A 10929-nucleotide genomic window follows, 5' to 3' on the forward strand; every position below is an offset into this window, starting at 1 on the left:
AGGGGCAAAGGCATCAACACCCGTTCGCCCCCCAAGAAACGGCAAGAAGGGGCGGGTTTCCCCGCCCCTGACACTTTTATCGGTCCAAAGCCCCCCGGAAGGGGATTTTTGTTTCCTTACCCTCGGCCTCCTCGGACGAGGATGTTTCAGGGAGCCTCGTTCCAGTCGGTTTCCTCGATCCGATCCGCCCCGCGTGTCCTTGGGGCATTGGACTTGGCCAGCATGGCCGCCCCCGCCGAAGCCGGCGCGGGTGTGTCGGGCGACGCGAACGGCCCCGACGGCACCGGCTGACTGCCCGAGCCCTCCTCGTCGTCCGGATCCTCCTCGTCGTCGTCAATCGTGTCCTCGCGCGGCTGAACCAGACGGGCGGCCAGGATCGAGATTTCGTAAAGCACGATCATGGGCAAGGCCAGCATGACCTGGCTCAGCACATCGGGCGGCGTCATCACCGCCGCGATGATGAACACCACGACGATCGCGTATTTGCGCCCGGCCGCCAGGGTCTTGGCGCGGACCATCCCCACCCGGGCCAGCAAGGTCAGGATAACCGGCATCTGGAAGCAGATGCCAAACGCCAAAACCAGCTTCATGACCAGATCCAGGTACTCGCCCACCTTGGCTTCCAGCTGGATCGGCAGCACGGTCTGTTCGCGGGTGGTCTGGAAGCCCAGCAGGAATTCCCAGGCCATGGGCATGATCAGGTAATAAACCATGGCCGCGCCCAGGGCGAACAGCAGGGGGCTGACCAGCAAGAACGGCAGCAGGGCCCGCTTTTCGCGCCCGTACAGGCCGGGCGCGATGAACAGCCAGACCTGGCTTGCGATCAGCGGGAACGAAACCACCGCCGCCCCGAAGGCCCCCACCTTGACGTAGGTGAAAAAGGCCTCGGTCAAGGCGGTGTAGATCATCCGCCGGGAGCCGCCCGTGTGTTCCATGATCCGGGCAAGCGGCTGCACCAGAAAATCATAAATGTTCTGGGCAACGGCAAAGCACAGAAAGAAAGCAAGAATGTAAAAGACCACGGACCACAAAAGGCGCGAGCGCAACTCGATCAGGTGATCAAGCAGCGGCATGGTCTTGTCGTTCAGTTCCTCCTCGGTCTCGTCTTGGTCAGGAGGCGGGAGGGATCGTTTTGCCGCAGCCATGCGTTCATGTTCCACTCAACGGGCCGAGCCGGTCGGCGCAGACCCCTGCCCGGCGGGATCGGAGCCCTCCCCGGCGGAACCGGGCCCGGTGTTGGCCTTGGAAAGGTCGGGCTTGGAAAAGTCGGGCTTGGAAGGGACGGGTTTGGACAGCGAAACCGGGGCCGGCGTGGGGGAAGTCTCCCGCGCTCCCTCTCCGGTGGAAGCCGGACCGGGACCGGCGGGCGCCTGGGTGATCAGATCGGCGGGACGCTGGCGGAAGGTTGCCCCCACCTCGCCGTCGGGGTCGATCAGGTCGTCGAGACGCCGGGCCATGCCGTGGGGGGTGACCTGACGGACCTGATCGCGAACCTCGTCCAGGCCGCTGTCGCGCATCAGGTCATCCACCTGACGCTGCATCTCGGCGCCCATCAGGCGCAGCCGCCGCACCCAGCGCCCCAGCGTGCGCAGGACCTTGGGCAGGTCCTTGGGGCCGATCACCACCAGGGCCAACACGGCCACCAGGGCAATTTCCGACCAGCCGATATCAAACATGGTGTTTTCGTTCCGCCAGAGGACGCGCCCCACCACCCGGCGGGGCGCCACGCCCGTTGTCGGGGATCACCCCAAGGGACCCCCGGGGATCACGCGGGGAAATCAGCCCCGGGGGGCCTCGTCCTTGCGCGGCGTCGCGGCGGGCTGGGCATCGGCGGCCGGCCGGGGTTCTTCCAGGCGCCGCTCGCTTTCGGCCGGCGCGTCGTCGTCCTGAAGCCCTTTCTTGAAGGCCTTCACGCCCTTGGCCACGTCCCCCATCAAGCGGGGAATCTTGCCGGCGCCGAAAAGCAGAAGGACCACGATGAGAACGATGATCCAATGCCAGATGCTAAAGCCACCCATGAGTTTTCCAGGCCTCCCCCATGCTGGGCCGGGACAAGGGATGCCCCGGACGCGATTTTTTGGCGGGCGGATCATCGCAGGATTTCCCCGCCCTCGCAACGCCCAGGCCGCGCGTGCCGCGCGCGGGGATCGGGATCAGACCGTTTCGATCGAACAGGCCACCCCCAGGTCCTCGGCGGTGTTCTTGATCGTGGCGAGACAGGGCGTTTCGCGCGCCCGGGCCAGGTTGACGTCGAAATGAACCACGTACCGGGTTCTGGCCGGCTCGCGCAGGCGGTGGGAATCCAGGCGAACAATGCTGGCGTCGTATTCGATGAACACTTCGGCCAGACGGGCGAGCAGCCCCGGACGGTCGCCGCCGCTGACCGTCACCCGGTGAGTGACCCGTTGCGCCTCGGAGGAATCCTCGGGCAGCAGGAACGGCCCCACCCACACGCTGGTCTCGGCCAGGCCGGGCAAGGCCTGCAATTCGGCGCGCACGATCCCCGCGCCCACCGAATCGGGGAGATCGCATACAATGGTGAACTCGGCCCCTTGCCCGAGGGTGGCAAAGCTGGTATCGGCCAGATCAGCCCCCAGGTCGAACAACCGCCCCGCCACCGCCGCCACCAGGCCGGGCTGATCGGGCCCCGAAAGAGCGATACGAACGGTATGGGACATCCTCGCCTCCCGCGATTTGTGTGGTATGGTCTTCGGTGTGGTATCTTGGTGTCCCAGAACCGGGTCTTGGATGCAAGGCTCCTGCCTTCCCCTTCCTCGCGGGAAAACCGCTCTTCGTGGCGCACCCCCTGGGATTTCCTGAACATCACGCGTATATTTTGGGATAGATCCTCGTGGTCGGCTTTTTCCCGAGGCCGCCCCGCTCCTGGCGTTCATAAGGCCCCGCATAAGGACCCGCCCGATGGCCGTCACCCCGAAGGTGACCAGTTCGACAAGCCCCTTTTCCTCGGCCGCCAACACGCGGTTGGGGGACGGCATCCGTGCGACGGCCTCGCCCCAGGTTTTCACCCCGATCACCGAATCCCCTGTGTCGTCCGAGGTTGCCCTGAAGGATCAGGGCCTGCGCCAGGACGATTGGAGCGGCATGTCCGCCAGTCGTGACGGGGCCGCCAGTCAGGAGGACTCCTCCCCCCAGAAACCGGAAGGCGTTCCCGTCCGGCTTGGCAAGATCCTGGCCAGCAACGACGTTTCCCGGGTCATGTTTTTTTTGCAAAGCCGGCCCGGAGGCGAACCCTGGCGGCCGGTGAGCGCCCCGCTTTTTGGCCCCCGCGAAGGCAGCGCGCTTTACGAAAGCAACACCCGGGTGGTGATGGCCCGTTTTACCGGGCGCAAGGACCCGGGCGGCCAGGTGGACCGCTACCTGTAACCCCCGGGGCGCCCTCCCCGATCCGGGGGGATCTCCCTTGAAACACCTCCCAGCGAGGGGTATCCCTCCACTCTCCCCTTCTCCAGTTCGGGACTGTCGTTCCATGCTTGTGGAGCTTTACGCGCGCAAGGACTGCGTTTTCTGCGGCAAGGTCCGGGCCTGGTTTGCCCGTCACCAGATTCCCTACATCGAGCACACCGTTTCGGGGGTCGATGATTTTGCCCGCATGCAAGAGCGCCTGCCGGGTGCGCGCTCCATCCCCCAGGTGGTGATCGACGACCACCTGATCGGCGGCCTCGATACCTTGCTGCGCTACGAAGGGCCGCTGCTGGAGCGGCTCAAGGGCCCGACGCCCCCCCTGGACGCGGCCCCGGCGGCGTCCCCGTCCTCGTGAGGACCGGAACGACCGCCCGACACGCCTTCGGCCGCTCCCGTTGCGATCAGCGCGCCGAACCCGCCGGCTCCCGCCGGGGGGGCTTGCCGGTGGCGGCGCAGCTTTCCAGCGCGGGCAGGGCCTGTTCGAGATCCAGCAGGCGGAAACGCGCCGTCTTGTCGCCCACCTTCATGGTCAGGATTTCCGCCTCCAGCAAGGCGGGCCGCACCTTGGGCCACGGCGGCAAGCTGATCTGCGCGACGTGTCCTTGCACGGTGGCGCGCACACCCCAGGGGCTTTTTTGATCGAAGGCCAGGGTTCCCCCCCGGGCAAGGGGGCTGGGGCCGAAAGCCCATGCGGGATCGGACACCCCCAGCAGGGCCTGCCGGTCCGCCGACAAGGACAGCGACAAAAGCACCCGCGCCTCCCCCCGGAAGTAGGGGTTGACCATCAGGCAGTGCGAAAACGCGCCGCCCGACTGGTGTTCATCGGAAAGGAACCAGCCTCCGAAGCGCTCCATGTCGGCCCGGGCCCCGCCGGCGCCCAGGAGGCCCAGCGCAAGGGCCAGGACGAACGCCCCGGGGCGCCCTCCCCTTCCGGAGACGAAACCGCGTGAAGCCCGAAGGCAGGGGCGGAAGAGCGCGGCCCCACGCAAGGCGAGGCGCCTGCAAGGCACGCTGTCCCGGAGCAAGAGGGCGCGCCCGGGGGGAACGCCGTCCCGGGCGATCCGGGAACGGCGCCCCCAAGACACGGCCCTCATACGAAGGCAAGCGGATCGCGAAGGGCGCGGGCACGGGCGAAGGTCCGGAACCCCTTGAAAACGCGGTAGATGTAGTAAATCCCCACAACCAGGAAGACCAGGCCGGCGAAGTTTTGGCCCGCCTGGAACGAGAAGGTAATGAAGCCCAGCATGAAACCGGCCAGGGTATAGATGAAAGTCCGCGTCAACCAGGTGACATGACTTTCGTAAATGGTGCCGATGAAATCGGCCTTGTTGCGCCACAGCAAGAAAAGGCCGGCCGCTCCGGTGACATCCAGCAGCAACCCGGCGTGACCGGCGAACATCATGGCCAGCCCCGTCATCATCGCCGGCAGAAACAGGCCATAGGCCAGCATCATGTAGCCTCGGGACGGCCCGACGGGCGCCGGAGGCACCGGCACGGTGCTGGGGGCGGCCTCGGGCGCCGCCTGGGCCTCCTCGGGCGCGGGGGCGGGGGTTTCGGGAGTCGACGTCGTCTCGGTGGTCATGGAAGATTCCTTGGTCCGAACAATCCCGGGGGCAAGAGCCCTGGCACGCCGGTCGCGTCCGGGGCCCGATCATCAGGGAACCGAAGGGCGGTTTCCCTCCGGCGCCGCGAGGGCGCCATCCGGTTGGCTGCCCAGCAACAAAAGAGTCGCGCCGCTCTCTCAAGCGGCGCAACCCCGAGGATCACAAAGTCTTAGTAATACGCGTTCGGCGTATCGATCGCCTTCGTCTCGTCGTAGGCCAGGAAGCCCTTGACGGTGCGATACATCAGGTAGGCCAGGGCGAGAACGACGATCAGGCCACCCACGGCGAACGACAGCACCACGCCGACCACGGCGGCACCCGCCGAGAACAGGAAGGTCCGGTCCAGCCACGTGACATGGCTTTCCCAGATGGTGCCCGCGAACACGTCGCGCTTCTTGCGGATGTAGAGCACATACGCGGCAATGGCGCTGACGCCAAACGTGAACACCGACGCCCCGTAGAGGGCATAAATGATCAGCATCAAGCGGCGCTTCTGGGCGTCGTTCATCGGCAAGGCGGGTTCTGGCGCGGGAGCCGGGGCGGCGACGGGCGCCGGAGCCGGAGCCGGAGCCGGAGCAGCCTCGGGAGCCGGCGCGGCGGCCTCGGCGGGAGCCGCCTCGGGCGCCGGAGCCGGGGAGGCAGCGGCCTCGGGAGCCGGCGCCGGCGCCTTGGTCGCCGGGGCCTTGGTCGCGGCGGCCTTGGCGCGGCGCTTGGCGGCGGGCGCCGTCTTGGTTTCGGTGGCCGGTTGATCGTTCATGCGTTTTCTCCTTTCAATCGTCAAGACAGGCTTGGTGCGATGGGCAGGTCGGTAAGATCCGCGGGTCACAGATCCAAGGTGACCCAGACCGGCGTGTGATCGCTGGCCTTGGGTTCGCCCCGGGGGGAGAGGTCAACCCCGACGTCTTGCAGCCGGTCGGCCGCCGCCGGATTCAAAAGAAGGTGGTCGATGCGCAAGCCGTGGTTCTTCGGCCACGCGCCCCCCTGGTAATCCCAAAAGGTGTACATCCCAGGCGCCGCCGTGCGGGCCCGCACGGCGTCCGTGAACCCCTGGTGAAGAAGAGAGCGGTAGCGTGCGCGTGTTTGCGGCCGGCACGAGGCGTCATCCGCCCAGCCAGCCGGGTCGTACACATCGTCATCGGTCGGACAGACGTTGTAATCCCCCCCCAGAACCAGGGGCAGATCGGGTTCGTCGCGCAAAAGCCGCCGGGCCCGCGCCCCGAGCCGGTCCATCCAGGCCAGTTTATAGGCGTATTTGGCGGGATCGCTTACCGGGTTGCCGTTGGGCAGGTACAAGCTGGCGACACGCAGCCGGCCGTCCACCAGCGCTTCCAGGTAGCGGGCCTGGGGGTCCTCCTCGGGACTGGCCCCGGGCAGGCCGCCCGTGACATCCTCCAACGACAGCCGCGAGAGAATCGCGACCCCATTGTAGGTTTTCTGTCCCAGCGCCGCGACGTGATAGCCCAAATCCTCCAGGGCCGGGGCCGGAAAATCCCCATCCTGGCATTTGGTTTCCTGCAACAACACCACGTCCGGGCGCGCGCGCTCAAGCCACGCCACCAAGACGGGCAGTCGCGCCTTGATGCCGTTCACATTAAAGCTGGCAATGCGCACCATGACGATGGAACCCCCACAAAACCGCCACAGGACGCAAGGATAGTAGCGGCCCCTCCTCTTACCACACTGGTAAGAGGCATTACAGGGGCCGTGCGCGTGCGCTCAGCGATTCGCGGGGGAAGAACGGCGGCAGGCCGGCGCCCGAAACGGCGCCACCCCTCCTAAAGGGAGAAGGATGTGCCGCAGCCGCACGTACTGGTGGCGTTCGGGTTGCGCACGACAAACCCCGAGGACATAAGGCCCTCGCTGAAGTCGATCAGCGCCCCGTCCAGCACGGCCAGCGACGCCTCATCCACCACAAGGCGGGCGCCTTGCGTCTCGAAGACCCGATCCCCGGGTTGGGCCAGGCGTTCCACGGCGAAGGCGGTGGAAAAACCGGCGCAGCCGCCCCCGCTCACGGTCAGGCGCAGCATGAGGGTGGTATCGTTCTCGGCTTGCATCAGGGCCAGGATCCGCCGGGCGGCGGCCTCGGAGAGGCTCACGGAAGGACCGGCCGGGGGCGGAGGAGCCGGAAACATCGGGGGGATTCCCTGGGGGAGGGACGTAGTCATGGACATTCCTCCTGAAGAAGACCTTTATACAGGTCGGTGTTCTAGCCGACATGTGGCCGGATCTCGTCCGGGTCAACCCCTCTCTTTCGTGGTTCGTCTCGCCTTGGGAACGAACCAGTCCCTTGACCTGTTCTTGGTGTGCGTTCCTTCATGAGCCGCTGGATCCCCCGCCTCCCCGACCTGGCGCCCTACGCCACCCGTCCCGCCGACACGCGCGGGCGCCTGTTCACCGAGCCCGAGTCTTCCTCGCGCACGGTGCACCAGCGCGACCGCGACCGGCTGCTGCATTCGGCGGCCTTTCGCCGCCTGAAATACAAAACCCAGGTGTTCGTCAATTCGGTGGGGGACAACTACCGCACCCGCCTGACCCACACCTTGGAGGTTTCGCAGATTGCGCGCTCGATCGCGCGCACGCTGGGCCTCAACGAGGACCTGGCCGAGGCCCTGGCCCTGGCCCACGATCTGGGGCATCCGTGCTTTGGCCACGCCGGCGAACGGGCCTTGAAGGAGTGCATGGCCCCTTTCGACGGCTTCGACCACAACGCCCAATCCCTGCGCGTCGTCACCGCCCTGGAACACCGCTACGCCGATTTCGACGGCCTCAACCTGACCTGGGAAACCCTGGAAGGCCTGGCCAAGCATAATGGGCCGCTGCTGGCGCCGGGGGACACGAACGCCGGGGCCCTGCCCTGGGCGATCCGGGCCTATGCGCCCTGGCCCGACCTGGAGCTTGAAACCCTGGCCGGCCCCGAGGCGCAGGTGGCGGCCCTGTCCGACGACATCGCCTACAACGCCCACGACATCGACGACGGCCTGCGCGCCGGCCTGATCACCCTGGACGACCTGGCCGGGGTGCCCCTGGTCGGGCCGGTGCTGCGCGCGGTTCACGCCCGCCATCCGGGCCTGGAGCCCTCGCGCGTCATCCATGAAACCGTGCGCCGCCTGATCGCCCTCATGATCGAGGACCTGGTGCGCGAAACCGGCGACCGCCTGGAACAGGCCCGCCCCACCTCGGCCGCCGAGGTGCGATTGCTGGGCCGGCCGGTGGTTGCTTTTTCCCCGGCCCTGGCCGAAGCCCACGCCGGCCTCAAGAACTTTCTGTTCCCGGCCGTGTATCGGCATTACCGTGTCAACCGCATGACCAGCAAGGCGCGGCGGGTCGTCAAGGATCTGTTTACCCGACTGACGGAAGAACCCCGGTTGCTGCCCGACGACTGGAGCCGGCGCGCGGGGGATCCTGGCGATGCCCGAACCGCCCGTGTCGTGTGTGACTACATCGCCGGCATGACCGATCGCTTCGCCCTTGATGAGCATGCCAGAATATTTGATCCCTTGGTGAGACCATGAACCTGTTTACCGACGTTAAAGACCGTGTCCTCGCGGCAGTTGCGACCCTTCAGGCCGAGGATTTCCTGCCCCGGGACCTCGATCTTGCGCGCGTGAGCGTCGAGCCGCCCCGCGACCCCGAGCACGGGGACATGGCCACCAATGCCGCCCTGGTCCTGGCCAAGCCGGCCAGGATGGCGCCGCGCGCGCTGGCCGAGCGCCTGGCCGCGCTGCTGGCCCAGGCCGACGGCCTGGAGGAAGCCACCGTCGCCGGCCCGGGCTTCATCAACCTGCGCTTGAAGCCCGCCTTGTGGCAGGCCAGCGCGCGGGCCATCCTGAAGGCCGGCATCGCCTACGGGGACTCGACCCTGGGCGCCGGGCAGCCGGTGAACGTCGAGTTCGTGTCGGCCAACCCCACCGGCCCCATGCACGTGGGCCACGGGCGCGGCGCCGTGTTCGGCGATGCCCTGGCCGCCCTGCTCGCCAAGGCGGGCTTCGCGGTGACGCGCGAGTACTACGTCAACGACGCCGGGGCGCAGGTGGACTCGCTGGCCCGCGCCGTGCACGCCCGCTACCTGATGGCCCTGGGGCACCTGAGCGAGGACGCGTTCCAGGCCCGCCTGGCCGCGCGGGAAATCGAGTATGGCGGCGACTACCTGGTGCCGGTGGCCGAGGAACTGGCCCAGCGCGACGGCGAGCGCTGGGTTGACGCCCCCATCGAGGCGTGGTTGCCCGAGATCCGCGCCCTGGCGATCGAGCGCATGATGGCCCTGATCCGCGAGGACCTGGACGTCCTGGGCGTGCATCACGACGTTTTCACCTCGGAGCGCGCCCTGGTCGAGGCCGGCCGGGTCGGGCGCCTGCTTGCCGACCTGGAACAGCGCGACCTCGTGTACGTGGGCGTGCTGGAGCCCCCCAAGGGCAAGACCCCCGAGGACTGGGAGCCCCGCCCCCAAACCTTGTTCCGCGCCACCCGCTACGGCGACGAGGTTGACCGGCCCTTGCGCAAGTCCGATGGCAGCTGGACCTACTTCGCCTCCGACATCGCCTATCACGCCGACAAGGTTGATCGCGGGTTCCACAACCTGATCAATGTGTTGGGCGCCGATCACGGCGGCTACGTCAAGCGCCTGGACGCGGCGGTCAAGGCCGTTTCCGACAATGCGGCCACCTTGGACGTCAAGCTGATTCAGCTGGTCAAGCTGCTGGACGACGGCGAGCCGGTGAAGATGAGCAAGCGCGCCGGAACCTTCATCACCTTGCGCGAGGTGGTGGATACCGTGGGCAAGGACGTGGTCCGCTTCATCATGCTGACCCGGCGCAACGACGCCCCCCTTGACTTCGATTACGCCCGCGTGACCGAAAAAACCCGCGACAACCCGGTGTTCTATGTGCAGTACGCCCACGCGCGGGCCTGCTCGGTGCGCCGCCACGCCCAAGAAGCGTTCCCGGGCCGCGATGTCTCCCCCGCCGCCCTGGCCGCCCAGGTTGATTTCAGCCGCCTGGACAGCCCCGAGGAGCTGGCCTTGATGCGTCTGCTCGCGGGATGGCCGCGTCTGGTCGAAAGCGCAGCCGAAGCACACGAGCCCCATCGGGTCGCCTTTTACCTGAATGATGTCGCCGCTGCCTTCCACGGGCTTTGGAATCGTGGTAACGAACAGGCGGAACTGCGCTTCCTGCTGCCAGACGACGAAGCGTTGTCCTGGGCCAGGCTGGCGTTGGTTCAGGCCGTGGCGACGGTGATTGCGTCGGGCCTTTCGATCTTCGGGGTTGAACCGAAAGAGGAGATGCGCTGATGGCCATCGGACGCCAGCGACCGGGAGGAGAAGACGAGTCCGCCGATCTGGACGAACAGCTTCTGAATCTCCTGCCCGAAGAACTGCGCGAATCGGACGAGATTTACCTCGACGACGAAGAGCCGCCCCCCTCGCACCGGGCGGGGCTTCTGGGGATCATCGGCGGCCTGGTGGCTGGTCTTGTCGTGGCCGGCCTGGCCGCGTGGTACCTGCTGGCCGGCAGTTCCTCGAACGTGGCCGACGACGAAAGCCTGGTCCCCCTGGTCTCGGCCGACGGCCACCCGATCAAGGAACGCCCCGAGGATCCGGGCGGCTTGCAGGTTGAAAACAAGGACAAGCATGTCTACGGCCGCCTGAGCGAGGATGATTCCGCCAGCCTGCCCGAGGAAACCTTGTTGCCCGGGCCCGAGCGCCCCCGCCTCCCGCCCAGCCTGCCCTCGTCGGGCGTGGCCGGGGGACTGGCCGATGAAAACGCCGGCATCGAACCGCCGCCGCCCGCCCCCGCCCTTGACGAGGACCAGGACGGCCGCCGGCCGCAAACCGCCGCCGACGCCCACCGCATGCCCGCCCTGACCCCGCAGGCGATCCCGGAACCCGCGCCGGCGCCCGCCCCGG

The 10929-nt window shown here is 67.4% G+C and carries 13 protein-coding genes and 1 pseudogene; 5 read left to right on the top strand and 9 right to left on the bottom strand.

The window, feature by feature from the left end; genetic code table 11:
• Positions 1-146 precede the first annotated feature (146 nt).
• The 4 genes from tatC to ROR02_RS14760 form a co-directional block, all read right to left on the bottom strand.
• Positions 147-1145, bottom strand: a complete 999-nt coding sequence (gene tatC / locus ROR02_RS14745) for a twin-arginine translocase subunit TatC (protein WP_147164809.1) — start codon at positions 1143-1145, stop codon at positions 147-149.
• 15 nt (positions 1146-1160) lie between these two features.
• A complete protein-coding gene (gene tatB, locus ROR02_RS14750; protein ID WP_147164810.1) occupies positions 1161-1676 on the bottom strand; it encodes a Sec-independent protein translocase protein TatB in 516 nt (171 codons plus the stop codon).
• Between the two features lie 102 nt (positions 1677-1778).
• Positions 1779-2018 carry a twin-arginine translocase TatA/TatE family subunit gene (locus ROR02_RS14755; protein ID WP_147164811.1) on the bottom strand — a complete coding sequence of 80 codons (240 nt, stop codon included), beginning with the start codon at positions 2016-2018 and terminating at the stop codon, positions 1779-1781.
• 135 nt (positions 2019-2153) lie between these two features.
• Positions 2154-2678, bottom strand: coding sequence for a glycine cleavage system protein R (locus ROR02_RS14760; RefSeq protein WP_147164812.1), 525 nt, complete (start codon positions 2676-2678; stop codon positions 2154-2156).
• A 241-nt stretch (positions 2679-2919) separates the two neighbouring features.
• On the opposite strand from ROR02_RS14760, the gene ROR02_RS14765 reads away from it, so the two are divergent.
• Complete coding sequence (locus ROR02_RS14765; RefSeq protein WP_147164813.1) at positions 2920-3384, top strand: hypothetical protein; 465 nt, start codon at positions 2920-2922, stop codon at positions 3382-3384.
• A gap of 103 nt (positions 3385-3487) precedes the next feature.
• Positions 3488-3778: a glutaredoxin family protein gene (locus ROR02_RS14770; protein WP_147164814.1), complete on the top strand. Its 291-nt coding sequence runs from the start codon at positions 3488-3490 to the stop codon at positions 3776-3778.
• A gap of 46 nt (positions 3779-3824) precedes the next feature.
• Here ROR02_RS14770 and ROR02_RS14775 read toward each other — a convergent pair whose 3' ends face one another.
• From ROR02_RS14775 to ROR02_RS14795, 5 genes are all read right to left on the bottom strand, one after another.
• Positions 3825-4277: a hypothetical protein gene (locus ROR02_RS14775; protein ID WP_147164815.1), complete on the bottom strand. Its 453-nt coding sequence runs from the start codon at positions 4275-4277 to the stop codon at positions 3825-3827.
• 236 nt (positions 4278-4513) lie between these two features.
• The gene (locus ROR02_RS14780) at positions 4514-5005 is read right to left on the bottom strand and encodes a hypothetical protein (RefSeq protein WP_147164816.1); all 492 of its coding nucleotides are present in this window, start codon (positions 5003-5005) and stop codon (positions 4514-4516) included.
• A gap of 191 nt (positions 5006-5196) precedes the next feature.
• Positions 5197-5784 (bottom strand): DUF4870 family protein, encoded by a 588-nt coding sequence (locus ROR02_RS14785; protein ID WP_147164817.1) that lies wholly within the window; start codon positions 5782-5784, stop codon positions 5197-5199.
• Between the two features lie 65 nt (positions 5785-5849).
• Positions 5850-6641 (bottom strand): exodeoxyribonuclease III, encoded by a 792-nt coding sequence (locus ROR02_RS14790; RefSeq protein WP_147164818.1) that lies wholly within the window; start codon positions 6639-6641, stop codon positions 5850-5852.
• A 161-nt stretch (positions 6642-6802) separates the two neighbouring features.
• Positions 6803-7192 (bottom strand): HesB/IscA family protein, encoded by a 390-nt coding sequence (locus tag ROR02_RS14795; protein WP_246135573.1) that lies wholly within the window; start codon positions 7190-7192, stop codon positions 6803-6805.
• Between the two features lie 150 nt (positions 7193-7342).
• Here ROR02_RS14795 and ROR02_RS14800 point away from each other — a divergent pair, with 150 nt between their 5' ends.
• From ROR02_RS14800 to ROR02_RS14810, 3 genes and pseudogenes are all read left to right on the top strand, one after another.
• A complete protein-coding gene (locus ROR02_RS14800; RefSeq protein ID WP_147164819.1) occupies positions 7343-8539 on the top strand; it encodes a deoxyguanosinetriphosphate triphosphohydrolase in 1197 nt (398 codons plus the stop codon).
• A complete protein-coding gene (gene argS, locus ROR02_RS14805) occupies positions 8536-10314 on the top strand; it encodes an arginine--tRNA ligase (protein ID WP_147164820.1) in 1779 nt (592 codons plus the stop codon). The genes ROR02_RS14800 and argS overlap by 4 nt, the downstream gene beginning before the upstream one ends.
• A pseudogene (locus ROR02_RS14810) lies at positions 10314-10929 on the top strand (SPOR domain-containing protein); the annotation flags it as partial. The gene argS and the pseudogene ROR02_RS14810, both read left to right, overlap by 1 nt.

It is taken from the genome of Pararhodospirillum oryzae, from assembly GCF_007992075.1.
Classification (GTDB): domain Bacteria; phylum Pseudomonadota; class Alphaproteobacteria; order Rhodospirillales; family Rhodospirillaceae; genus Pararhodospirillum; species Pararhodospirillum oryzae.